Source organism: Kitasatospora sp. NPDC008050, assembly GCF_042957465.1.
In the GTDB taxonomy this organism is placed as follows: domain Bacteria; phylum Actinomycetota; class Actinomycetes; order Streptomycetales; family Streptomycetaceae; genus Kitasatospora.
The window spans coordinates 101883-125865 of record NZ_JBIBIJ010000003.1 but is presented as its reverse complement, the minus strand read 5'-3'; the positions used below and the strand labels follow the sequence as shown (position 1 = coordinate 125865).

At 71.9% G+C, this 23983-nt stretch carries 21 protein-coding genes; 6 read left to right on the top strand and 15 right to left on the bottom strand.

Annotation, left to right across the window (positions count from 1 at the left end; translation table 11 throughout):
• Window positions 1–46 precede the first annotated feature (46 nt).
• Window positions 47–643: a GNAT family N-acetyltransferase gene (locus tag ACFZB9_RS07455; RefSeq protein ID WP_391444531.1), complete on the top strand. Its 597-nt coding sequence runs from the start codon at window positions 47–49 to the stop codon at window positions 641–643.
• On the opposite strand, the gene ACFZB9_RS07450 is transcribed toward ACFZB9_RS07455, so the two are convergent.
• The 6 genes from ACFZB9_RS07450 to ACFZB9_RS07425 form a co-directional block, all read right to left on the bottom strand.
• Window positions 640–1512, bottom strand: a complete 873-nt coding sequence (locus tag ACFZB9_RS07450; RefSeq protein ID WP_391444529.1) for an aldo/keto reductase family oxidoreductase — start codon at window positions 1510–1512, stop codon at window positions 640–642. The genes ACFZB9_RS07455 and ACFZB9_RS07450 overlap by 4 nt on opposite strands.
• Window positions 1513–1718: 206 nt before the next feature.
• The gene (locus ACFZB9_RS07445) at window positions 1719–3293 is read right to left on the bottom strand and encodes a hypothetical protein (protein ID WP_391444528.1); all 1575 of its coding nucleotides are present in this window, start codon (window positions 3291–3293) and stop codon (window positions 1719–1721) included.
• 13 nt (window positions 3294–3306) lie between these two features.
• On the bottom strand, window positions 3307–5235 hold the full coding sequence (locus tag ACFZB9_RS07440) for a TOMM precursor leader peptide-binding protein (RefSeq protein ID WP_391444526.1): 1929 nt from the start codon (window positions 5233–5235) through the stop codon (window positions 3307–3309).
• Window positions 5232–7109, bottom strand: a complete 1878-nt coding sequence (locus ACFZB9_RS07435; RefSeq protein ID WP_391444523.1) for a hypothetical protein — start codon at window positions 7107–7109, stop codon at window positions 5232–5234. The genes ACFZB9_RS07440 and ACFZB9_RS07435 overlap by 4 nt, the downstream gene beginning before the upstream one ends.
• On the bottom strand, window positions 7100–9736 hold the full coding sequence (locus ACFZB9_RS07430; protein ID WP_391444522.1) for a hypothetical protein: 2637 nt from the start codon (window positions 9734–9736) through the stop codon (window positions 7100–7102). Before ACFZB9_RS07430 ends, ACFZB9_RS07435 begins: the two co-directional genes overlap by 10 nt.
• 221 nt (window positions 9737–9957) lie before the next feature.
• Entirely contained in the window at window positions 9958–10176 is a 219-nt protein-coding gene (locus ACFZB9_RS07425) for a hypothetical protein (RefSeq protein WP_391444520.1), read from the bottom strand.
• Window positions 10177–10663: 487 nt separating this feature from the next.
• Here ACFZB9_RS07425 and ACFZB9_RS07420 point away from each other — a divergent pair, with 487 nt between their 5' ends.
• On the top strand, window positions 10664–11581 hold the full coding sequence (locus ACFZB9_RS07420) for a ricin-type beta-trefoil lectin domain protein (protein ID WP_391444519.1): 918 nt from the start codon (window positions 10664–10666) through the stop codon (window positions 11579–11581).
• A gap of 291 nt (window positions 11582–11872) precedes the next feature.
• Here the strand turns inward: ACFZB9_RS07420 and ACFZB9_RS07415 are convergent, their stop codons facing one another.
• From ACFZB9_RS07415 to ACFZB9_RS07400, 4 genes are all read right to left on the bottom strand, one after another.
• Entirely contained in the window at window positions 11873–13612 is a 1740-nt protein-coding gene (locus tag ACFZB9_RS07415) for an ABC transporter ATP-binding protein (RefSeq protein ID WP_391444517.1), read from the bottom strand.
• Between the two features lie 154 nt (window positions 13613–13766).
• Window positions 13767–14027: a lasso peptide biosynthesis PqqD family chaperone gene (locus tag ACFZB9_RS07410; protein ID WP_391444515.1), complete on the bottom strand. Its 261-nt coding sequence runs from the start codon at window positions 14025–14027 to the stop codon at window positions 13767–13769.
• Between the two features lie 37 nt (window positions 14028–14064).
• Window positions 14065–14499 carry a lasso peptide biosynthesis B2 protein gene (locus tag ACFZB9_RS07405; RefSeq protein ID WP_391444514.1) on the bottom strand — a complete coding sequence of 145 codons (435 nt, stop codon included), beginning with the start codon at window positions 14497–14499 and terminating at the stop codon, window positions 14065–14067.
• Entirely contained in the window at window positions 14496–16391 is a 1896-nt protein-coding gene (locus ACFZB9_RS07400) for an asparagine synthase-related protein (RefSeq protein WP_391444513.1), read from the bottom strand. Before ACFZB9_RS07400 ends, ACFZB9_RS07405 begins: the two co-directional genes overlap by 4 nt.
• 427 nt (window positions 16392–16818) lie before the next feature.
• Here ACFZB9_RS07400 and ACFZB9_RS07395 point away from each other — a divergent pair, with 427 nt between their 5' ends.
• Complete coding sequence (locus ACFZB9_RS07395) at window positions 16819–16992, top strand: hypothetical protein (protein WP_391444511.1); 174 nt, start codon at window positions 16819–16821, stop codon at window positions 16990–16992.
• Window positions 16993–17097: 105 nt separating this feature from the next.
• Here the strand turns inward: ACFZB9_RS07395 and ACFZB9_RS07390 are convergent, their stop codons facing one another.
• Window positions 17098–17424: a nucleoside triphosphate pyrophosphohydrolase gene (locus ACFZB9_RS07390; protein ID WP_391444509.1), complete on the bottom strand. Its 327-nt coding sequence runs from the start codon at window positions 17422–17424 to the stop codon at window positions 17098–17100.
• Window positions 17425–17651: 227 nt separating this feature from the next.
• Here ACFZB9_RS07390 and ACFZB9_RS07385 point away from each other — a divergent pair, with 227 nt between their 5' ends.
• Window positions 17652–18638, top strand: coding sequence for a CehA/McbA family metallohydrolase (locus ACFZB9_RS07385; protein ID WP_391444507.1), 987 nt, complete (start codon window positions 17652–17654; stop codon window positions 18636–18638).
• 9 nt (window positions 18639–18647) lie between these two features.
• Here ACFZB9_RS07385 and ACFZB9_RS07380 read toward each other — a convergent pair.
• From ACFZB9_RS07380 to ACFZB9_RS07370, 3 genes are all read right to left on the bottom strand, one after another.
• Window positions 18648–19456 (bottom strand): IS5 family transposase gene (locus ACFZB9_RS07380; RefSeq protein ID WP_391444506.1). Its coding sequence is split into 2 segments (ribosomal slippage): window positions 18648–19135 and window positions 19135–19456, totalling 810 coding nucleotides; the frame shifts between segments, so codons are not numbered across the junction.
• A 164-nt stretch (window positions 19457–19620) separates the two neighbouring features.
• Window positions 19621–19977, bottom strand: coding sequence for a hypothetical protein (locus tag ACFZB9_RS07375; protein WP_391444505.1), 357 nt, complete (start codon window positions 19975–19977; stop codon window positions 19621–19623).
• Between the two features lie 216 nt (window positions 19978–20193).
• Entirely contained in the window at window positions 20194–20577 is a 384-nt protein-coding gene (locus tag ACFZB9_RS07370; RefSeq protein WP_391444503.1) for a hypothetical protein, read from the bottom strand.
• A gap of 493 nt (window positions 20578–21070) precedes the next feature.
• Between ACFZB9_RS07370 and ACFZB9_RS07365 the strand changes: the two genes are divergently transcribed.
• Window positions 21071–22177, top strand: a complete 1107-nt coding sequence (locus ACFZB9_RS07365) for a serine hydrolase domain-containing protein (protein ID WP_391444501.1) — start codon at window positions 21071–21073, stop codon at window positions 22175–22177.
• A gap of 277 nt (window positions 22178–22454) precedes the next feature.
• Entirely contained in the window at window positions 22455–22811 is a 357-nt protein-coding gene (locus ACFZB9_RS07360; RefSeq protein ID WP_391444500.1) for a VOC family protein, read from the top strand.
• Window positions 22812–22813: 2 nt separating this feature from the next.
• Here ACFZB9_RS07360 and ACFZB9_RS07355 read toward each other — a convergent pair whose 3' ends face one another.
• Window positions 22814–23860, bottom strand: coding sequence for an Lrp/AsnC family transcriptional regulator (locus ACFZB9_RS07355; protein ID WP_391444498.1), 1047 nt, complete (start codon window positions 23858–23860; stop codon window positions 22814–22816).
• Between the last annotated feature and the right edge of the window lie 123 nt (window positions 23861–23983).

The following is a 23983-nucleotide window of genomic DNA, read 5'->3' as shown; positions in this document are numbered from 1 at the left end:
GCGGGACGCCGGTCGGGTTGGTTTGACCACGTGTTAGCCTGCGCGGATGGAAAATCTGCTACCCGTTGTTTGGCCGCCTGAGCCGATCAGGACCGAGCGGCTGGTGCTCCGTGAGCCCGAGGCTCGGGACCGTGCGGCGTTCATCGAGCTGCTCGCCTCGCCGGAGGTGCACACCTACCTCGGCGGCCCCCGGCCGCGTGACGAGCTTGAGCGCGAGTTGTCAGCGGTGCCCGAGCGGTGGCCCGGGAGTTTCGTCGTCGAGCTCGACGGGGCGATGATCGGCCAGATCCTGCTCAGGAGGGCAGCGGAGAACCATCGCCCGGCTGCCGCGGGGAAGGCCGATCTCGGCTACCTGTTCCTGCCGCGGGCGTGGGGATCCGGGTACGCCGCCGAGGCGTGCGCGGCGGCACTCGGCTGGCTCGCCGGCGCGCTTCCCGGCGAGCCGGTGGTGCTCGCCACCCAGAGCGCCAACGTCAGCTCGATGCGTCTCGCGGCGAAGCTGGGGTTCACCGAGGTCGAGCGGTACCAGGCCTGGGGTGCCGAGCAGTGGCTCGGCAGGTGCTCCCCGGCCCCGAGGCCGGCGAGCCATGCCGTGCAGGTGAGTTGCGACGGAACCGCCGGGGAGTACCCGCCCGTCCGCTAGTGGCCGATCTTGTCCAACGCGGCGAGCTCCTCGTCGGAGAGCGGGAGTCCCGCGCCGGTGACGTTCTCGCGCAGGTGGGCCACTGACGAGGTGCCGGGAATGAGCAGGATGTTCGGCGACCGCCGCAGCAGCCAGGCCAGGGCGACCGACATCGGCGTCGCATCCAGCCGGGTGGCCACGGTGGAGAGTGCCGTGGACTGCAGCGGGGTGAAGCCGCCGAGCGGGAAGAACGGCACGTAGGCGATGCCCTGGGCGGCGAGATCGTCGATCAGCTCGTCGTCCTGGCGGTAGGCGAGGTTGTACATGTTCTGTACGCACACGATCGGCGCGATCGCCTGCGCCTCGGCGACCTGTTCCGCTGTCGCGTTGCTCACTCCGAGGTGCCGGATCAGGCCCTGCTGCTGGAGTTCGACGAGGGCCTCGAAGGGCTCGGCGATCGAGCCGGGCTGGTGGCCGAGGGCGTCGCCGAGCCGGAGGTTGACCACGTCGAGCGATTCGAGGCCGAGGTCCGCGAGGTTCTCGCGGACGGCGCGGCGCAGGTCCTCGGGCTGCCGGGCGGGGATCCAGCCGCCCTGCTGATCGCGGACCGCGCCGACCTTGGTCACGATGTGCAGCGAGGCGGGATAGGGGTGCAGCGCTTCACGGATCAGCTGGTTGGTGACGCGTGGTCCGTAGGCGCCGGCGGTGTCGATGTGGGTGATCCCGAGGGCGGCGGCCTCGCGCAGGACGGCGAGCGCGCCGTCGTGGTCGGCGGGCGGGCCCATGACCCCGGGGCCGGCGAGCTGCATGGCGCCGTAGCCGAAGCGGGGGACGGTCAGATCGCCCAGGGTCCAGGTGCCGCCGGGCAGTGATGCCGAGGGTGCGTTCATGTCTGTGGCTTTCTTCCTGCCGAGCCGGATATCGCGGACGTCGCTTCGCCCGTCCCGTCGATGGTCGCGCGCCGAGGAGCGGCGCAGCCAATACCGACACGGTGTCCTGTCATACCCGGTGGTGATCCGTGCGGCCACGCGGCTCTGACCCTCGCGTGCCCAGCGCCGCCGCCGTCACTCTGATGGCAGAGCGCCCGGCCCGGTGCTCAGACCCGCAGGTCCAGCATCGGCTCGCTGAAGCGGGAGCGGCCGCAGATGACGGTGAACACCGGGAACGTCGAGCGGGGCAGGTCCAGGGTCCGCTGGAGCCAGAACTCGCCGAAGGAGCGGGCCGGGCGGGCGAAGAGGCCGTGCCCGGCGGCGGCGGTGGTCAGCCCGTGCGTGGCCCAGCCGCACCAGAGTTGGAGCAGTGACCAGCCGGCCGGCCCGAACTCCTCCAGGATCTTGTCGAGGTCGGCGGAGAAGACCCACACCGCGTTCGCGTGGCGCAGGCCGCAGTCGATGGTGGGCAGCAGGGGGTAGCCGAACGCGTCCGCGAACTGCTGCATCAGGCCCGGGTCCTGCTGCTCGCACGCCACGCGCCCCCGTGTCACGGCGTAGCGGCCGGTGGGCAGCCCGGCCATCCGCTGCAGCACGACGCGGGTCCGTACCCTGCGGCCCACTTCGGCGAGCAGCGGGCCCGGTGCCGGGCGGTCGAGCCAGGCGAGCATGTCGAGCAGGCAGTCCTCACCGAGCACGGTGGGTCTGGCGGAGAAGCCCGGCAGGCCGCCCCGGGTCCGCCCGGCGGACCGGTTGCCCAGGGTCTCGGCCCAGCTGGGCCGCACGGCGGCCACCTCACGTGCCGACAGCTCCGGCACGTGGTGGTCCGGCACGCGGTGGTCCGGCACGCTGCGGACCGGTTCGGCTGCCGCGCAGGAGAGCCCGGCCAGCGGTGCGGTCACCTCCTGCGCCTCCCGGACCGAGTCGTGCCGGGCCTGCTCACGCAGCAGCGCGCACTCCTCCTCGTGCTGCGGGGTGCCGGTCGTGCCCGCGCTGGGCAGCGGGCGGCTGGACGGCAGCGGACCTGCGCCTTCGAGGGTCACGACCAGGGGCGGGGTCCAGGCCCCGGGACCGCTGCGGTCCAGCAGACGGACCGCGGCGGCGGTGACCGCGCCGTCGGACCGCAGCCGCAGCGGGACGTCCAGCAGGTCGGCGGCGGTGTGCAGGGCGCGCAGGTTGATGCCCAGCTCCAGCAGGCTCAGCGCGCAGCGCAGGCGGCCGTACTTGACCGGCAGGTCGGTGTGGCGCGCGGCCAGCAGCACGGTGAGGTCCCCGGGGGCGGGGAGCAGGTCCGCGAGATCGCCGTCGGCGGCCACGGTGTCCGGGAGGTCGACCAGCGCGTGCCGGTAGACGTCCAGGTAGGCGAAGGATCCGTCGGGTGCCAGCACGAAGGCGTGCACGGGGAACTTGCTGCGCACCGAGGCGATCGCGCGGTGGTCGTTGAACTGGTGGGAGGGTTCGCGCCGCTGCAGGCCGAGGGCGCAGAGCAGCAGGTGGCCCGCCAGGTCCCCCGGCGCCACTGCGGCGAGGGCGTCGGGTGGCAGCGGTTGCGGGTACCGTGCGCCGGCCAGCAGCCGGTGGGTGCCGGCCGGGAGCGGGCGTCCTTGGGCGCCGCGGGCCTGGGCCGGGGGCAGGGTCGAGGTGGTGGGTTCGGTGTCGCTCCCCGGGGCCAGCTCGGCCAGGCCGATCCGCAACGGGCCCTGGCGGTAGGCGAAGAGCCGGACATCGGTGGTCGTCGTCATCGGTGGCGCCGCCTCAGGGGAAGGGGTGGGGATCGAAGGGGAAGTCCTCGTCGCGCGGCGGCGTGCCCTGTGCGTCCGTGATGGCGGCGGCCAGCCGGGGGATCCCGGCGAGGCGCTGCTGCGCTTGGCCGAAGCACATCGGCAGGATGCCGGGGACCACGGCCTTGACGACGGACAGCCCGGCCGCGGTGTGCTCGGGCGTGGACTGGTCCACCACCACGATGCGATCCAGGCCGGCCTGCCGGAACAGCTCCGCGACGAAGCGCAGGGCCCGCGTGACGTCGCCGCGGGCGGCGCTGGTGAAGACGTCCGGCCAGCCGGGAAAGGCCTCCGCCGGGCCGACCACCGGTCCGCCCAGCATCTCCTGGATCCGGGGCAGCAGTTCGGGGTAGGCGTACCGCTTGTGGTGGTCGGGCATCTCGGCGACCAGCCAGGGGTCGGCCGTGATCGGGCGGGACGCCTCGACGTCCCAGTCCACTCCGGCGCCGACCATCTGGGACAGCTCCCACAGGCCGGCCCTGGCGGCGGCCACCGGGTCGGCACCGGACCCGGCGGCGCTGAAGCTGACGGGCATCCGGCCGTCCTCGCGCAGCGCCAGCACCCAGACCACCGGGATCGCGAGGTCCACCGTGGCGACCAGGAGGTGGACCTGGTGGCCCTGGTCCTCGATCTGCCGGATCAGCAGCAGGCACTCGCGGTCGGTGATCTCCCCGGGGTCGATCCGGGGCAGTGGCCGGCGGCGGTGCCAGGCGAGCAGGAAGGCGTCCCGCTCGGCCAGCTCCAGCAGCGAGTGCAAGGTGGCCTCCTCGTAACTGCCGCCGAGTGCGCAGCCGCTGGAGGACTCGTGGAAGTAGCGCTTTCGTCCGGCGTGTTCGGGCGCCTCCGAGAGGGCGGGGTAGCTGTACTGGTAGAAGCCGAGCTCGGCCGGGACGAGCAACGGTGCGCCGCCGTCCAGCGGGTGGCCCCACACCCAGTCCATCGGGGTGTCGTCGTCCACGGGCCGCAGGCTGCTCAGCGGCGAGGCCAGCTGTCGCGCGGTGTGGTGGCCCAGCCCGGCGAGGTCGATCGCGCGCTCGCCCAACTGGCGCGCGGTGGCGTCACGCACGAGCGGGGCGACGTGCGGGTAGCCGCCGCTGCGCTCGTACGCCTCCAGGCAGCCCACGGCCTCGGCCTGCCGGTAGGTCGATCCGCGGCCGAAGCCCGCGAAGGTGGCGCCGAGCAGGCGGGTCTCGGTCATCGCCATGGCGACCGGCCGGATCCGCTGGGTCCCGAGCACCGGTCCGTAGCGGGGGTCGGCCAACGCCGCGCGCATCCGGTCCGGGTCCAGGCCGAACGGCGGCTCGCCGCGGTCGGGCAGCGGGGCGCGGGTGGGACGGGGGAGCAGTGGACGGGGCGGTGGCGGCTCCAAGGGCCGGCCGACCCGCAGGCCCGGGCCGCCCGCGCACACGGCACAGCGGTGGCTGGGTGCCACCCGGTGTCGGCGCAGGACGCCGTCGGCGGCGAGCGCGAGCAGCTCGCCGGGGGCGAGCAGCGGCCGGCTGTGCCGGAGCAGCTCGGTGAGGAGCTGCCCGAGGGCGGGCGCGTGGATCGGGGTGGCGGGCCGCGGAGTCGACGCCGGTGGCCGCGCCGGGGGAGGGGTCGGGCTGTGGGCGTGGCCGTCCGCCTCCCGGTCGGCGTCGCGGATCTGCGCGCAGCCGGCGCAGGCCGACGTACCGTCAGGGATCCAGAGCGGCCCGATCAGGACTTCCGCCGAGGTCGCCCGGACGGACAGCAGCGGGCTGCCCTGCTCGCGGGCGACGGCCAGCGCCTGCCGCTCCCAGCGGGCGTCGTAGCCTGCGGCGACGGCGACCAGCGGTTCGTGCGGTGCGTCCGGGTGTTCGTGCCAGGGCAGCTCCAGCAGGTCGGTCGGCGCGCCCGGGCCCGGCAGTATCCGCGCGCTCATACCAGGGTCACCCAGCCGCAGGCCGGTGCGAGCTCGCCGGCACTCGCGTCGTGGAACAGTTGCTGAGCCCTTGGGTGCAGCCCCATGGCCTGGGCCCGCGCGAGCAGTTGGCGCAGGCAGTCGTGCACCTGGCGGTCCGAGGCGGACTCCAGCGCCCACGTCCCGACCGGGTCCGGTGGCAGGACGGGTGCCTGCGGTGCGGTCCGCGCGGCCGCCTGGAACTGGGCGTGGGCGGTGGCGGCGAACAGGGCCGCGTAGCCGGCCGAGGCCAGGCGCGGGCCCCACTGGGTGGCCAGGACCTCGCCGGTGAGCTCGTCCGTCACACTGACCAGCTGCCAGTCCAGGCCGGTCGCCGTGTGCGGGCGCAACGCGGCGGGGACGCCGAAGAAGTCCCTCAGCAGGCCCCAGAGCGTGCGGGCGGTGATGCCCTCGACGTCCTCCCAGGCCAGCGGCGCGCCGGCGGGTCGGGCGAGGGCGTCCTGCCCGGCCTGCCGCAGCAGGCCGTCCACCAGGAGGTGGGCCGGGGTGAGCCCGGCCGCGGGAATCAGCCCGGCGTTGCCCTGCCCGGCCCACTCCTCGGTCGACTCCCGGGCCCACTCCTTGGTCGACTCCCCGGCCCACTCCCCGGGCCACTCCTCGGTCAACTTCTCGGGCCGCTCCTCGGCGGCGCGTCGGCGCAGCACGGTCAGCACGGCCGTCAGGCCGGCGGCGGCGCGGTTCTCGCCCCATCCCAGGACGTGCGGGCCCAGGGCCTCGGAGGGGGTGGCGGCCGAGGGCCCGGGGCCGGGGACCAGCTGGGCGGTGACCAGGCTGACGGGCAGCTGCGGGAGGTCGAGGTCACGGCCCCAGCGGGCGAGGCCGGTCCACCGGGCGGTGAGTGCGGCGTCGAGCTGGAACTCCCGCGCGTCGGCGGACGCCGGGGCGTCGGTGGACGCCGGGGCGGCGGGGTCGGGGTCGGGGCGCTCCGCGGGTTCCCCGAGGACCTCGGCGGGATCCAGCGGGCGCCAGGCCGGTCCGGGCTCGGCCTCCGGTACCGGAACGGGCGTGGTCTGCACCGCGTGGCCGTGCACCACCACGGCGGTGCGCGCGCCGTCCTCGATGCCGGCCAGGTGGGCCAGCACGCACTGGGCGGCCAGCGACCCGGCCAGCACCGCGCTGATCGGGCGCGGTGCCGCGGAGTCCACCCCGGTCAGCTGCCAGTCGGTGGCGCGGGCCCGTACGGCCGAGAAGGCCCGCAGCTGCGCCGGGCCGGTGCAGACCGGCCCGACCAGGGCGAGGGCCGGCCCTGCGGCCACCGGCACCACGGGAGTGCCCGGTGCCAGCAGCGAGGAGGCCGCGAGCAGGTCGAGCGGGGCGTCGACGTCGTCGATCAGCACCACCACCGTCGGGGAGGCGGCGTGCCCCGAGGAGGCGGAGAGCTCCGTGGTCTCTCCGGTGCCGTTGGCGGCCAGCCCGCGCCGCACGGCGTCGGCCCCGGGCCCGGCGCCGACCACCGCCACCCGGGCGGCGCGCACCGCGGCGAAGGCCCGGTACGGCTCGGCGCAGTTCGACTCCAGGTAGCCGAGCAGGGCGGCGTGCTCCTTGGCGCTGCGCCGGTCCGGGAGCGGGCCGTCCACCGCGTCCAGGTCGATCAGCACGTCCTGGGCGACCAGGGCGCGCACGATGTGGTCGAGGACCGGCCGGGACCGTTCGTCCCCGGTGGCCGCCACCATCTCGTCCACGCTCGTACCGTCGAGCAGGGCACCGAGCTGGTCGTCGACGACGGTGAAGAGAGCCGGCGGACCGGACAGCACGAACGAGCGCTCCCCCCGGCTCCAGTGGATCCCTTGCGGCACCGGGGCGCAGTGCGCGTCCGGACGGAGCTTCACTCGCATGACGTCCTCAACTGGAATCGGGCCCCGGCGGGGCGGTCGAACTCGATGACCCATTCGACGGCGTGGCGTCCCCGGTGGACCCCCGGCAGGGCTTCCTCCAGGTAACTGGAGGGCGAGCGGCGGTCCAGGAACCGGGGCAGCGCCCGGACCGTCAGTGCGCTGGCCAGATCGGCGTACTGCGGCTTCTGTGCCCGCTGGTGCTCCGGATAGCTGCCGCTCGCCAGCGCGCGGGCGAGGGCTGCCGGGTCGGGGCCGGTCTTGATCACGATCTCGGCCGGGACCCGGTGCACCGCCCGCCAGGCGGTGAGGTCGACCAGGTGTTCGGCCGCCCCCTCGGGGGCGGGAGCGCAGGGGAAGTCGGCCCCGGGATACCAGCGGCGGCGTTGCAGGATCACCTGGCCCACCGTCAGCCGGGGTGTGGCCACGGTGCGGTGCGGCGGGTCCGCCGCGGGGGGCTTCTCCCAGCCGAAGGAGTCGACCGCCACCGGGCTCGTGTCGGCCAGCAGCATGGCGATGCGCAGCGGGGCCGGGTGCAGCTCCTGCCAGCGCATGCCCAGCGTGACCGGGCGCACCCGCGAGCCGGCCGCGTCCAGCAGGACCAGCTCGTCCCGGACGGGGTCGTGCGCCAGCCGGATCCCGAGCCACCCCTCAGGGGTGACGGTCCGCTCCAGGAGCGGGATCCGGTGGTTGATGTTGAATCCGTGCAGCCCGCGGTCCTCGCACGGTTCGACGCCGTCCGCCGAGAAGAGCGCGGTGGCGCGCTTGGCGATCGACTCGGCTGCCCGGCCGCCGAGATCGCGGTCCGCACCGAGAAAGCGCATGCCGAGCAGGCCGTGGCCCGGGAAACAGCCGTTCAGCACCAGCCGGCTGCCGGCGACCGGCTGGACCGCCAGCCCGTAGGAGGCCGAGGAGCGCCGGAACCGCTCGGGCAGCGCGGACGCCAACTCGGCCAGCAGGCCCGGCTCCAGCGCCAGTTCCTCGGCCTGCGGCTGCTCGGCCCGGTGGCGGGCGATCCGCTCGGCGATCGTCCGCACGGCGGTCGCGCGCAGCTTCAGCAACTGGGCCGTCGAACCGTCGCGCGGGCCGTCCTCCCCGCCTGGCTCGCCGATCCGGGCCTCGCCGCATCGCAGCGCCTCGACCAGGCCGGCGGCGTGGTCGACCAGCGGGACCGAGGCGCCGGGACCGAAGCGCTCCACGAACAGGGAGCACGCCAGTGCCCGCAGCTCGTGATGGCGGTCGAAGAGCGCGGCGAACTCCGCGACACGGGCCAGGTCGCCGAGAGCCTGCCGGTGGTCACCGGCCGCGACCTCGATCGGGTCGAGCACGTAATCCTCGTTGACCCGCAGCCGGCCCGGCCGGCTGCCGCGCTCGGTCAGCCGCTCCTGCGCCGCATCCAGCCGGTTCAGCAGGGCCACCCGCTGCGCCACGGTGGCCTGGGGCAGGCGGGCGAGCGAGGTGGCCACCTCGGCCACCTGCGCGGCCGCGACCGGGTCGAGCCCGCACAGCAGGTCCCGGGCGGCCGGCAGCGGGTCCGCCGCCTGCTCGTCCAGGACCGGTCCGGGCACCAGGATCTGGGCCTCGCGCGCGGCCCGGACCATCTGCGCGGCCTCCTGGGCGGTGCACCGCAGACGATCCGCCAGCGCCCGGCTCAGCCCGGCGGGCGCGACCGGCCCCAGCGCGAGGAGGTCCAGCAGGGTCACCAGCTGAGGGGTGAGCGGGGTGGAGAGCACCCGGATCTGCGAGCCGTCGCGCCGGCGGAAGCGCACGGCGTCCTGCGTGCTGCGCAGTGAGGGGTTGCGCCGCACGGTGGGCTCCGTCCCTGCGACGTCGGTCACGGTGCCTGGGACGCCGGTCGCCGCGCCCGCGACGGCGGTCGCCGTTCCCGGGACGCCGGTCACCGCCCCCGCGACGGCGCTCACCGTTCCCGGGACGCCGGTCACCGCCCCCGGAACGCCGTCCGTCGGCAGCAGACCCTCGACCAGGGCGGAGAACAGCGCCCGGTCCAGCGAGAGGATCGCGTGCGCCCGGCGGCGCTGGAAGGTGACCCGGTCGAGCGCGGTGCCCTGCTCGGACCAGGAAGCGAAGCCGACCGCGGTGAACCGGGCCAGCGGCGAGGTGCGCACCATGGCCCGGGCCAGGTGCTGCAGAATGCCCCGCTCCGACTTCCGGTCCTGCTTGGAGGGGCGGCCGGCGGAGCGCGCGTAGCGGCGCACCGCCGCGAGGACCCCGGGCGAGCTGAGAGCCAGCGACAACTGGAAGGGCTCGGCCGCGACCGCCTCGGCCAGGGCGGCCCGTTCCTCGGCCAGGCAGCTTTCGTAGCCCGTGGTCAGCACGCTGCGAGCGAGGTCGCCGCGCTGCCGGGCCGCCAGCCACGCACTGGTCGCAGCGGGCCAACCGCGTCCGGCGGCCGACGGTTTGGGGGAGCGCTGGTTGTAGACCGCGCGCTTCAGCTCCAGGACAGGCCGCAGCTCGCGCCCGGTGGCCCTCGCCGCGAGGTCGAACAGCTCGGCGCAGGCGGCGTCGCCCAGCGCGGCGCACAGCTGCTCGGCCTCGGTCAGCGCGGTGATCGCCGCGGTCAGGTCGGCGGTGCCCAGGCGGCGGCCGGGCAGCGGGTTGACGCGCACCATGACGGTGTCCGCGAGGCCGGCCGGGCCCTGTGGGCAACCGGCCGGCAATTCTTCTGAGTGGGTGGCCTGACCTGGTCCGAATCGACTGATGGTGACTCCAGGTGTCACGCGATGCCCCGCCTCCAGTGAGCTGGAGCAAGGACACGCAGGGGCCGGCCCGGCGCTGCCGGGCAAGGGGGGACGCCTGCCTCAGGGCCAGAGGCGTCGAGGATGGGGCAGGGTCACTGGCTGCAGCAGCAGCACGAGGCGCTCGTGACGCAGGAACAGCACATGGGACCCACGACCTCCATGCCCGGCTTGCCGAGCAGGTCGTCCATGTCGTCGAGGAAGCGCGCCGTGTGGGAGGCCCGCAGCGCGGCCGTGTCCGCGGGGGCGGCGACGTCGGCGGCGTCCAGCACGGCCAGTTCGGTCAGGTCGAAGGTGGCGAAGTCAACGCTCATGGCACACCGGTCCTTTTCTGGGTTTCGCTCGGGGAACACAGGATCTCCAGGCTGCCGAAGCGCTCGGTGGAGCACTGCCGGCACTGCCGGCACTGCCGCGAAACGAACGGAAAGAGCCGCCCGGACCTGGAGTGCTTGCCATCCTCCGGCCGGAACTCGCCCCGCGGCAAGAAGATCCGGTTGCAGCAAACTGCACGGGGCGGACGGGTGAGCCGCGTTCGGAAAGTGGCAGGTTGCTGCAACGGGAAGCGGTAGCCCGCGCCGCACCCGCTGACGGCTGCTGCCGCGGGGGAGACGGGGTCGGCGCCGCGTCCGTGAAAGATAAGTTAGGAAAACTTCCTAACAACTATTGACGCGTACCCTACATGACGACGACGCTGCTACGTCAAGGAAGTTGGCCAGCCTGGACACCCGACGGCCTGGAGGCCCACCCATGCGCAGAGGCACGCTGACGACGACCGTCGCTACGGCCTGCACCGCCCTGATCATGACCCTCGCAGCTCTGCTGGCCGGGGCGCCGGTCGCCGCGGCCGGCACCGGCGCCCCCGGTCACGCCCGCACCCCCGCCGCGACCCAGCAGACCTTCCTGACCTTCTACGGCTGGTGGGACAACACGCCGCCGGGCGGCGCGATCTCCTACCCCACGCTGCACAGCACCGCCGGCGGCACCGGCACCTACGCCGACCCGATCACCTTCGCCAGCGACAAGGGCGAGATCGCGCCGGGTACCAGGATCTGGGTTCCCCGGGTCCGGAAGTACTTCATCATGGAGGACGGCTGCGACGAGTGCAGCGCCGACTGGAGCGGCAAGGGTCCCAACGGCGGACCGAAGCTCGCCCACTTCGACCTCTGGCTCGGCGGCAAGGGCGGCAGTCCGATGAAGGCCATCGAGTGCGAGAACGCGCTGACCAACTACACCGCGGACAACGCCCCATCGATGGAGCCGGTGGTCATCGATCCGCCGTCGGGTGAGCCGTACGACTCCGCGCCGATCTTCAACACCGCGACCGGTGGCTGCTACGGCGGCGCCAAACCGACCATCACCGTCGGCCCGTACAAGAACGCCTCGACGGCCACCTGTATCGACGACCCGCACAACAGTGCGAGCAGCGGCGTGCGACTGGGGATGGCCGCCTGCTCCGGCGCCGCCGAGCAGCAGTTCAGCTTCGACGGCACCTTCCTGCAGCGGAACGGGCTGTGCGCCGACATGTCCGGCGGCAGCCTGCTGCTCAAGCCGTGCACCGGCGGACCGACCCAGCAGTGGTCGGCCAATCCCAGCGGGACCATCTCGGACATCCAGACCGGCAAGAAATGCTTCCGGGCCTCCGGCAGCACGCTGACCGCCGGCAGCTGCTCGGGAACGCCCGCCCGGTGGACCGTTCCGAGTGCGAAGTCGCCGGCCTGACAACCCGGCCTGACAACCCGGCTTCACCCCCGCGGTGCGCCTCTGCGGGCGCGGTGCCGCCCGGCTGCGCGTGACAGCGGCCGGGCGGCACCGCCGTGTGTGATCGGGTCCCGGCCATCGCTGCTTCGAGGCCGAGCGCGCCGGATCCCACACGGTCGAGGTCAACAGCTCACACGTCGCGATGATCTCCCACTCCGCAGCCGTCACCCACCTCATCGAGGACACCGCTAACTCCACCTCCCACTGACCTCAAGCATGGTGACGGTCCGTCAGATTCACCCGGCGGGGCTGTCAGGAATCCCTGACAACCCCGCCGATCGGCGCAGGAGTGGTGGAGCCGCGGTCCGCTCCTTGTCGATGCCCACAGAGCTGCTGGAATCCCGGGTGGGTGCGCAGGAGTTCGGCGTACGTTCCGGTGGCGGCGGCCGTGCCGTCCGAGAGCATGACGACGGTGTCCGCGGCTTCGATGGTGGACATCCGGTGGGCGATGACGAGGAGGGAGCATTCCTTCCGGAGGTTGTGCATGGTGACCGTCAGGGCGGCTTCGTTGGCGGGGTCGAGGTGGGCGGTGGGTTCGTCCATCAGCAGCAGGCGGGGGCGGGCCAGCACCGCCCGGGCGATGGCGATTCTCTGGCGTTCGCCGCTGGACAGGCGTACCCCGCGTTCGCCGACCTCGGTGTCGAGCCCTGCCGACAGGCGGTTCACCTTCTCGGTGAGGTTGACGAGGTCGAGGATCTGCCACAGCTTGTCGTCGGTGGCGTCCGGGGCGGCGTAGCAGAGGTTGTCCCGCAGGGTGCCGTGCAGGATCGGGCAGTCCTGTTCGACCCAGCCGATGTGTGAGCGCCATTCTCTGAGGCCGAGGTCCGTGGCGGGCTGCCCGCCGATGCGGATGCTGCCGCTCCACGGCTCGTAGAACCGGTTGACCAGTGCGAAGGTGGTCGACTTGCCCGCCCCGGACGGGCCGACCAGGGCGACGAGCGCGTGGGGAGGAACGGTGAGTGACAGTCCATGGAGGATCGGTGTGTCGGGGCTGTAGCCGAACCGCAGATCGCGAATCTCCAGTGAAGGGGCCGAGGTTGGGTTCCGGGGCGGTTGCCGCCACGGTGTGCTGCGGCTGATCGTGGCGGTGCCGGCGTCCTCGGTGGGGAGCGCGTAGGCCTCTTGGATGCGTTCGGTGGCGCCTTTGGCCCTGTTCACCGAAGCGATACCCGCCATCAGTTCGGTGACGGGTCCGGTGAGCTGGGTGGCGTACAGCAGCATCGCCACGAGCGCGCCGAGCGAGAGGGCTCCTTGGTCGACCCGGGCCGCGCCGAGCAGCAGGACCAGGACGAAGGCGGCGTTGATGGCCAGCTGAGCCGTGGGGGCGATCACGGCCGTGAGCTTGGCGCCGCGCACCGCGGCGTCGTAGGCGCGGTGGGCCAGTGTGCTGAGGTGGTCGATCTCTCGTTGTTCGGCGCGGTTGGCCCGCACGGTTCGCAGGGCCGACAACGCTCGTTCCAGTCCGGCCGACATCGCGCCGACGGCGGTCTGCTGCGCCGTCGACGAGCGGCCGATTTCCGCCGACAGTCTGTTGATCACGACGCTGCACGCGAGTAGCACTCCCAGGATGAGCAGCATCAGGACCGGGTCCATCACGAACATGGCGGCGACGCTCCCCAGCGCGACGCACAGGTTGGTGGCGATCTGGACGCAGACGTGCGTCAGCGCCTCGCGCAGGACGACCACGTCCGTCGAGGCGCGCGCCATGAGGTCGCCGACCCGCAGGCGGTCGAAGGCATGCATGTGGACCCGCAGCAGGTGCGAGGTCAGTCCGATCCGCATGCCCAGGACGAATCGCTCGCCTGTGCGTTCCAGGAGGAAGGCGGCGAAGGCGCTGCTGAGCGCCTGGGCCAGCAGTAGCAGGACGAGGACGGTGACGGGGTGAAGGAGCGGGCGGTGCGCGGTGAGTGCGTCGACCACTGCCTTGGCGGCCAAGGGCTGCATGATGCCCACGGCGGCTGCGGTCAGGGTGAGGAGCAGGGCGGCGCCCAAGGGGCGACGCTGCCCCTGGGTCAGGGGCCACAGCTGTCGAAGCATCGTGTGCGCGGTTCCGTTTCGAGCCCGTCGCCCGGGGGCCGTGACGACGAGCGTGCTCAGGGTGGAGCGACCAGCATCCTGCGGGGCGCCGCGGGCTGGGCCCGGGGGGTCAGCCCGCCTCCACCAGTCCGGATGACTGGAGTTGTGCGGTCATCGCCGTGAGGTCCTGGTGTGCTTGGGCCGGTGCGATGTCGAAATGGGCCGCGAACTCTTCGACGACCTGATCCAGGGTGTGGCCGTCCAGCAGGCGCTGCAGTGCGTAGGCGCCGGTCTGGTTGAGCTGCCAGTAGTGCCCGGTGCGCTGGCTCAACAGCACAGCGCCGTCGTCCGTGTCGGTGGACACCGTGTGGGTGGTCAGGCGGAGCGTCATGTGGCCCTCCGGGCGTGGTCGTGACGCGGGTCGGCCATCAGGCGGTACGCGTCGGCTGTTTGGGGGCGACGGTGAGCAGTGGCCGGAAGTAGCCGTCGGGGTAGGGCTCGTCGATAACCCGGCCTTCGGCTTCGATCCAGGCGTGGGCGGCGAACGGTGTTGTGCGCACGCCGGCCTGCCACGTGGGCCAGACGCCCTTGAACCGGCACAGTACGGCCGCGGCGATCGACCGCTGCAGGCAGTTGTGGACGGCGCAGCGCAGGCTGACCGCGACGACTGCGGTGCGGGCCGCGGATGCCTGGGCGGCCGTGCCCGGGCGGGCGCCGGTGCTCAGTGTCCCGAGCACGGCACGCAGATGCCTGGGTGGCAGTTTGGCCAGTGGCCGGGCGATGGCCACGGCGGTCAGCGGCAGCAAGCGCTGGTGCAGGGGCGGCCGGGTGCGGGGCTGGAGCGCGCAGGGCGGACTGGTCACGGCGTCTCCTCGAGGTCGGGCGCGCGGCGCGGTTGGCCGGCGCCGCCGCGGGCGGGGCCGGCGAGTGCCGGCGGGACGGCGGGACGGGATGCGATCTCACGCAGCCACAGTTCGGCGCCGATCGTCGCCTCCAGCTGGGCGGACCAGACGTCCCCGGTGTGCGGTGGTGTGATCAACGTGGTCCGCAGCTTGCTCAGGTCGATCAGGCCGCGGCGCGCCAGCAGCGAGTCGGCGAACAGGTCCAGCAGGTCGGGAACGTGCTGCCGCAGGGCGCGGTCGACAGGCTCCTCGCAGTCGCCCTTGGTGGTCCGGTTCAGGATCACCTCGGGCACGAGGCCCTGCATCGCCGTAGCCAGCACCGGCTTGTACCGCCAGGGGCTGTAGCGCTCATGGGGAAGGACCGACAACACAGCCTCGACCACCCGGTCATCCAGGTAGGGCAGTTCCAGCGGAAGCCCCTCGGCGGCGTAATCACGGCAGAGCAGCCGGAGCACCGGACCCGCGCTGCGCAGGGCGGTGAGGGCCTCGTGCTGTCCCCGGTCCGGTGCCAGGGGGGCGACCTGATCCGCCACGTCGTGGAAGACGGTCTGCGTGGTCCTCACCGCGTCCCGCGTGGCCCACGGTGTCGCCGGGATCCGTTCCCCCCAGCCGAGGGCCGGGGTCCGGGGCAGCGGCGTGCTACGGGCGAGGTCGTCGGCACATCGCCGCCACCACGCGCCGAGGTCTCCCCCGCTCAGCAGCCCGGCCAGGCTGGGCACCAACGGCCAGCAATGCAGCGCCCGGTGGGCACGCAGCTGCCGCCAGGCGGTCACAGGCCGGCGGCGAAAGAGCGTGCGCAGGTAGGCGGCACCTCCGGTGAACAGTTCATCGGCCCCGTGCCCGGCCAGGTGCCGGGTGGCGCCGTGCTCGACCAAGTGCTGGATCCCGAAGCGGATCGCGTTCATCCCCCGGGTGGTAGCCCGTGGGGCCTCCGTATCGATCGCCCAGTACGGCGGGGCGAACACCGGTGGAGCGTCGGTGTCCGGCACGGTCAGGTGCTCCGCGCGCGCCAACAGGCGTGCGGCTCGGCCGGCGTAGAACGGATCGTCGTTGATCACACTGCCGCCGGTCCAGCAGAAGGTCAACAGGTCGGGACTGTGTTCGGCGGCGAGAAAACACAGCGAGGTGGAATCCATGCCGCCCGACAGGTCGGCGGACAATCTGCCCTGCTGCGGGCGCCGCTGGGCCACCGCCTCCCGCAGGCTCTCACGCACCACGGCTGCCCCCTGCGACAAGGGGAGGTTCGGCTCCGGCGGTTGCCACCAGCGCACCGATCGGGCGGCGCCGTCGCCGGGGATCACGAGACAGGAGTCCGCGGCCACCTGGTGCACGCCGCGCCACCAACTGCGCTCACCCAGCGGTGTGAAGAGCATCCCGTAGGTCACGCTCGCTGCGACCAGGTCCTCATCCGGCTCCGCATCGATCATTGCGGCCAGCACGTCGGCTCGGTCGCTGGCGATCGGCACATCGTCCAGACGGGCGGTGAACACGCAGCGGGTCCCGGTGACGGTGCCTTGGAACCGCACCTGTCCGTGGACCGACGCCACCACATGGGTGTTGCCAGGAAGGCTGCGGGCCAGCGTGTCCAGGTCCGGCAGGTCGCGCACCGATGAGACCAGTGACTCAAGACGACCCGGCGTGACCGGGCTCAGGCCGAACACCGCCACCCGGACCGGGCCCGCGGCGGACACCACCAGGTCCTCCGGCGCCCACGAGCCGGCGAGCCATGGCCGCCCGGACGCATGGGCCACCATCTGCGGTGCTTCGCCGCCGATCTGACGGTGGGCCCAAGCACCGCCCGGAGAATCCGGAAAGACCACGAGGTGGTCGTTGAGCGACTGCACCTGCCTCACCCCCCAGGTATCACGGCGGCATCCGCACCACCGTCGTTTCGATCACGCCGTACACGTACTGGTCCCCGTGCCATCCGGCTGCCCCGTCAGGGCTCGATCGATCGGCGCTTCTCCCCAGAACCGTGCACCACCAGGGAAGGCCACACAACTGGGAAAGGGCGATTGCCCATCCAGATCACGCCATCTCTGTGGCGGTAGGACCAGGTCACTTCCGTCCCGACAATATGCAGATGCCAAGAATTCCGCACGTGATTCCGAGCACTCCTGCTCGGACTGTTTCCTGTCGTGATCAACATCTCAACCGAACTGACCCGGAAACGTTTCGCTTGCGATCTATCTGCATGGGCGTGAAGTCGACTCACAATGGCCAAAATTGGTTTATCCGAGTGGACACCCTGGACGAGAACCGGCCCAATGGTGTGACGCCATGCCAGGCTTCGACCTCGATGCATTGGAGAGCACCGTGACCAAGAACCAGCAGCTGCCCAAGCGTTACACGCCGCCCACGGCCGCCAAGGTCGGCGACTTCAGCAAGGACACGGACGGCACCATCTACACCCTGAAGGACGCGACGACCCTGGGCTTCAAGAAGCCGCGCTGACCTCGCTCCTGCAGAACAGCCCGTCGGCTCTGCCGACGGGCTGTTCTGCTCGGCCGGGGCCTGTCCAGCCAACGGCTCTGTCGCACGGCCGGGCCGGCCGTGCGGTCAGCGGTTGCCCGTCCAGACGATCCGGTCGGCGAAGCCGCCCCGCTCGCCCGCCTTGGCTTCGCGGATCATCTCCAGCTGGTCCGCGTCGACTCCGAGGTCAGCGGCGAGCGCGCGCACGACTTCCAGCACGTCCGCGAGTTCCCCCGGCGCCGATTCCTCGTCCGCGTCCAGGAACTCGGCTACCTCCTCGCCGAGCTTGTCCCGCAGCCTGTCGCGGTATTCCTCCGGGTCCGCGGTGTAGGTGACCGGCTCGGCCCCGTCCTGTCGGATGATCTGCGGAATCCGGTCCCGCACCAATTTGCCGACCTTGCTGTAGCGGTCCACCGGTTGTTCTCCCGCGTCTGTCGCCGTGAGGCGGTCGCCGGATGCCGCCCTCATGTCGACGCAGCTTAGAGGGTCCGGCAGTAGGGGGCCGGACCCTCTAACTGATCGTTTCAGAATGAGGTCTTGGCCTTACCTCTCGGCCGACACTGGGACGGCGCTCCGCGGCGAGACGGAACCGGTTGTTCTGCCTGCGCGTTGGCTCGACAGGACTTTGGGGGAGAACCTTGTTGAGTTTGAGCTTCCCGCCGGCGCAGGCGGTCGGACGCGGGGCGGCCTGGTACCGCGGGGACTGCCATGTCCACTCCGTCCACTCGGACGGGGAACTCACCCCGGCAGAGTTGGCCGTTCGGGCACGTGCCGCCGGGCTCGACTTCATCGCGACGACGGAGCACAACTCGGCTGCGGAACCCGGTGCGTGGGGGCATCTGGCCGCCGATGACTTCTTGATTGTTCTCGGTGAGGAAGTGACCACGAAGACCGGGCACTGGCTCGCGCTCGGCCTCAATCCCGGCGAGGCCATCGACTGGAACCACCAGGCCAGGGACGGGCTGATCGGCCAGTGCCTGGACCAGGTCCATCGAGTAGGGGGCCTGTGCGTGGCGGCGCACCCGCATGCGCCCTACCCGTCGGGCGACTTCATGTTCCCTTTCCGGGGCTTCGACGTGGTGGAGGTGTGGAACGGGCTGTGGACTTCGGACCGGCCCTGGAATGCTGACAATGAGGCGGCCCTGGCGGAATGGGGGCGGAGCCTCGCGGTGGACATCAACGCGGGCTCGTGGCGGCCGGCGATGGGCAACAGCGACACCCACTTGGAGGGGCAGATCGGCATCCCTCACACCGTGGTCTTCGCCGAGGAACTGAGCACCGAGGCGGTCCTGGCCGGAATCCGTGCGGGCCGCAGCTGGATCGCCGAGTCGGCGGACGTGGACGTATCGTTCACCGCCGATGCCGATGGTCGCGTTGCCGGGGTTGGAGAACAGCTCGCGACTCATGGTGGGCAGGTCGAAGTGCAGGCAGCAGTACGAGGTGTGCCGGTGGGGACCGTCAGCTTCCACACGGATCGAGGGAAGGTTCACCGGGCATCCCTCCCCGGTGATGGGGCGGGTGTGGTGCAGTGGAACACGACGTCGGAGGCCTCGGCGTTCGTCCGTATCGAGGTCCGCCATCCCAACGGGCACGTCGCCGCACTCACCAATCCGATCATCCTCACCTGACCGCTTACTTCACCCTGCGGTCCGGAGGCGACGGAGGCAGATGAGGCTGCAGGCCAGTTCGAGCAGGCCCTGATGGAGGTCGGCGCGTCGTTCGTAGCGGATGCGGAGTCGTTTGAACTGGTGCAGCCAGGCGAAGGCGCGCTCGACCACCCAACGGACCTTGCCCAGTCCGGAGCCGTGGGCGACGCCGCGTCGGGCGATCACCGGCTTGATGCCGCGCTTCCACAGCAGGCGGCGGTACTTGTCGTAGTCGTAGCCCCGGTCGGCATACAGACGCTGGGGCTTGCGACGCGGGCGTCCCCGCAGTCCCCGGATCGGTGGGACGGCGTCCAGCAGCGGCAGGAGCTGGGTGACATCGTGGCGGTTCCCGCCGGTGAGCGTGACGGCCAGCGGTGTGCCGTGACGGTCGACGATCACATGATGCTTGGAGCCGGGGCGGGCACGGTCGACGGGCGATGGGCCGACGTGATCCCCCCTTTGAGAGCCCGGACGTGTCACCCGTCAACGGCGCAGTCGTCCAGGTCCAGCAGGTCCGCTCGCCGCAGCTCGGCCAGCAGTGCAGCGTGCAGGCGGGGCCACACGCCAGCCTCGGTCCAATCCCGCAGACGGCGCCACGCCGTCACCCCAGAACAGCCCACGGTCTCGGCCGGAACGTCCCGCCAGGCGACGCCCGTCCGCAGCACGAACAGCACCGCCGCGAGCGCTGCCCGATCCGGCACGCGCGGGCGTCCGGGGTGTCGACGACGACGCTCGGGAGCGGGCGGCAGCAGCGGAGCCACGCGCTCCCACAGGCCGTCCGGAACAAGATCAGCACTCATTCGCACAGCCTGCCGACCAAGATCGCCAAGCGCAAGGTTGTGGGCTCAACTCATTTTGAAACGATCAGTAAGGGAAGGCGCCTCACACTCGCCATGCGAACCGCCAATCCCACCCGGGAGCGGGCGACCGGAGTTGCTCCCGCGATGGCGGTGCCGGGCCGTGCTCAGTTGATCGGGTCACACACCCTGGTACCGGTCAGGGCCGAGGTCAGGCAGCCGGTCAGCTTGCCGCTCAGGCCTACGTAGACCAAGGTCTTGTGGGGGCTGAGGGTTGCCGGTCCTTCGAGCAGGATTCCGCTGGTCGAGTCGAAGATGCTGAGGTAGCAACCGCCGTTGTCGGTGAGCGCCGACTGGACGACCAGGCTGCCGTTCATGGATTCCACCAGCACCGAGCAGCTGCCGTTGGTGATGGGCGTGCCGCCTGTCGTTACCGCCTGGGCCGAGGTTGTGGCGCCCAAGCCGAGCGCGGCTGCCGCGAGCGCGACGGCCACTGCGCGTCCGGCGGTTGTGGTGAATCGCACGGTATTCCTCCAGTGACGAGGTCCGGCCCCGGACTCGACGCCGGGGTGGGGATCGAATCGCGGGCGTACTTCGATAGCGTCATCGTCCGGGCACAGCCGGGTGGTTGGGTTCGCGCTATGCCCTCGCGCTATGCCCTCGCGTTACGCCCTCGCGGCAGTCGAGCGGCGGGAGCGGACCCGCGAGGGCCCGCGCCCGCCTCACTCACCGCACCCTGGTCAGTTGATCGGACCGCAGGCCCAGGTGTTGTTGTTGGCCGTGTCAATCAGGCACGCCTCCAGGCTCTGGCCCGGACCGTCGTACCAATACGGTGACTCGGCTCCGCTGGTGGTCGGCTCGCCGGGCTCCCAGGCCCAGGCGTTCCGGTCGAAGACACCGAACAGGCAGTGGCCGGGGTTGGCGGTCGGGTCGATCGCCATGTAGTCGTGGCCGTCGCCCCCGAGCTGGATGATCTCCGTCGCCGCACAGCCACCGGTGCTGAACGGATAGGGGCCCTCGGGAACGGCCTGGGCCGAGGACGCGGTCCCTATCCCGATCCCGGCCATCGCCACCGCGGCGATCACGGCAGCCGTGGCGCGCTTCCTGGTCCTGGTGAATCGCATGGAACTCCTCCAGTGAGTCGGTTGTGCCCCGGAGTCGGTACCGGGGCACACCCCGCACCTCAGCAACCGGCGGAACGCGAAACAACTGGTCGAGCACCGTCCCGGACGCTCTTGGACGCTCCCGGACGGCATCGGACGCCCCCGGCCCCGGCCCGCCGCCGTCATCGGCGACAAGGGCTGCTGCTCGAAGGAGGTACGCGTCCGGATCCGGCGCCACCGCAGCACCCGCACGATCTCCGAGCGCAAGGACGTGAGGTGCCGCGCACGGCCTCCGGCTGCCTCCCACAACGCCGCCGGTCCTTTGGGTAGTTCGTCCCGTCTGAGGGGTTCCGAGGGGTGGGGCTGCCCCCACCCCGGGCCCGGGTGGTGGCTCCATCGCAGGGCGCGGGGTTCCTCCCTAGCGTGGCTGTCGCACCGCCGTTCGCGGTGCGGTTGTCAGTTTGCGAGGGGGCAATACATGCGTACCAGAAACCCACGTCGCACAGGTGCCGTGGTGCTCGTCGCTGCGATGGCCGCGCTGGCGTGCGCGCCCGCGGCCGGCGCGGTCGCCGCCGAACCGGGCTCGCTGCAGGGCGAGGTGAACGCGATCAAGGGCACCGGCAGCGTCGGCGTGGTGGCCGAGTCGACCGGCCCGCGTGGCCACCGCTTCGCCACCGCGGGACAGGCCGACAGCAGCACCGGTGCGCCCGCAGAGCGCTACGACGCCTTCCGGATCGCCAGTGCCACCAAGAGCTTCACGGCCACCGTGCTGCTCCAACTGGCCGGCGAGGGACGGCTGTCGCTGGACGACAGCGTCGAGCACTGGCTGCCGGGCGTGGTCTCCGGCAACGGCAACGACGGCAGCAGGATCACCATCCGCCAACTGCTGCAGCACACCAGCGGGATCTACGACTACACCGCCGATCTGCCCGTGTTCGCGTCGACGGCGGGCTTCCTGGCCGACCGGTTCGCCAGCTACACCCCGGCGCAGCTGGTCGCCGTCGCCATGCGGCACGCGCCGTACTTCGCCCCCGGTGCCGGCTGGAAGTACTCGAACACCAACTACATCCTGGCCGGCATGATCATCGACCGGGTCACCGGGCACACCTGGCAGGACGAGGTCACCACGCGCATCATCCAGCCCCTGGGGCTGCGGCACACCAGGGTACCGGGCACCGACCCCTTCATCTCAGGTGCGCACCTGCACGGCTACTCCAACTTCGGGTCCGGCCCGACGGTCGACGTCACCGCGCTCAACCCGACCGTGGGCGACGCCGCCGCGGAGATCGTCAGCACCACCGCGGATCTGACCACGTTCTACACCGCGCTGATGCGCGGCCGACTGCTCGCCCCGGCCCAACTGGCCCAGATGGAGACGACCGTGCCGGCCCCCATCTGGCCCAACGCGCGATACGGCCTGGGCCTGTGGTGGGTGCCGCTGTCCTGCGGCGGCGGCTACTTCGGCCACTCCGGCGGCGCTCCCGGCTACAACACGCTCGCCGGTGCGACCCCCGACGGCCGGCGAGCAGCCGTGGTCGCCAGCACCGGGGACGGCGATGCGGACAGCCAGTCGGCCCTGGACACCCTGCTCGACCAGCAGCTGTGCCAGGCGGGCCGGTGACCGACGACCGGTGCGTGTGTGTGCCTGGCGCGAAGCGTCGACACCACAGGCCGGACCGGCTGCGGCAAGTCCGCGGCCCAGGATGCCCGTTCGGCCGAGGTCAGGCAGTGGTGGGCAGGTCGCTCGGCGGCCAGGACGCGGGTGAACCCGTCCACGGCGAACTCCGGCGTCGTCGGCGCCCTCCTCGCCGGCTACGCCGCGCGCTCGGCGACGCAGTGACCTCAGGACTCACCATTAATGAGTCGTCAGGGTAGTTGAGTTGCGAAAGTATGGCGGTATGCGCATCCTCGGCCTCGTCTTCGCGGGCACGTCCACGCCCCATCGCTCTCAGATGGCCGCCTTCCTCGGCAGCACCTTGGCATTGCCCCGTGTCCAGGTGGACGGTGTCGAGGCCGACGTGTTCGCACTGCCCGACGGGTCGACCTTCGCCGTGGCCTCGCCCGGCGGGATGGGGGATACGCCACGGTCCGTCGGCTTTCTCGTGGACGATCTCGACGCTGCGGCGGCAGGTCTGCGCGAAGCGGGCGTCGACGTAGGGCCGATTGGTGAGAACGAACGTGAGCGGTACCTGCACTTTCGCGCTCCGGACCGCGAGCTCTACGAACTGGTGGAACGCAAGGCCGACATCGCGTGACCTCAGGAGACCGGGGTCGGGTCCCGCCAGATGTCCATCGGAACGGCGCGGACCGCGCGTCCGTCCGGGTCGAGGATCCGGCCCATCCGTTTCACGGTGCGCAGCGACACGCGGCGCTCGGCCACCCGCAGGTCGGGGAACCTGCGGGCGAGAGCGGTTTCCAGCCGCTGAACGTCGGCGAGGGAGCGCTGCCAGACGGAGAGGATGAGGTTGTGCGCGCCGGTGACGGAGACGCACAACCGGATCTCGGGGAGTCTGGCGAGCTGGGGGCCGACCTCGTCGAGCCGGTCCGGGGGAAGGTCGGCCCGGAAGGTCGCCAGGACCGGCCGGCCGGCGTCGCGGGCGGCGATCTCGCAGCGGAAGCGGATCGCGTCGGTGGCGGCCAGCCGGTCGAGGCGGCGGCGCAGCGTGGACGGGCTGAGCCCGGTGGCGGCGGCCAGCTCGGCTTGGTCGAGGCGGCCGTCGACGCCCAGTCTGATGAGCAACTCCCGGTCTTCTTCCCGGACTTCAGCTCGTGCTCTGGACGGTGGCCCGTTGCCCGCCAGGTGATCGTCGTGCAGTTCCACGCGCTGGGCGGGGTCCAGTGAGTCCAGTCGCCAGCGGATCCCCTCGGCGTAGAAGCCGGTCGCCAGGTGGACGCGGGCGGCGTTGACCCCGGGGAGTCGGCCGAGCCGTTCGGCGGTGTACCGGGAGACCATCGCCAGGTCGGTGAAGGCAGCGGTGACGACGAGGTCGCAGCCCTGGGAGAAATGTTCGATGCTCATCACGTGCGGGTCCTCGGCCAGGTCGTCGGCGATCTGCCGGAGCCGGTCGGGAGCGCAGTCGAGGTCGATGTAGGCGACGCACCCGCGGTCCTCGGGGTGCGGCAGACCGTAGGCGGTCACCCAGGCGATTCCGGCCTCCGAGAGTCGGTGCCAGCGGCGGGCGGCGGTGACCGGGCTGATCCCGAGGGTCTGGCCGAGCAGTGACCAGGGTGCCCGGGGCCGCAGCTGCATCGCGTTCACCAGGGCGAGGTCCAGCTCGTCCACTGTCACCTCGGCGCCGGTCACCGTCGACTACCGGTGGATTCGTTCATGAGAGGGCCTCCTCGTGCCACGATCCTGCGAAATCGCGGGAAACTCCCGCTGCAAGATCCAGAATCACCGAACAAGATCGCTCTGCACAACTTCCCG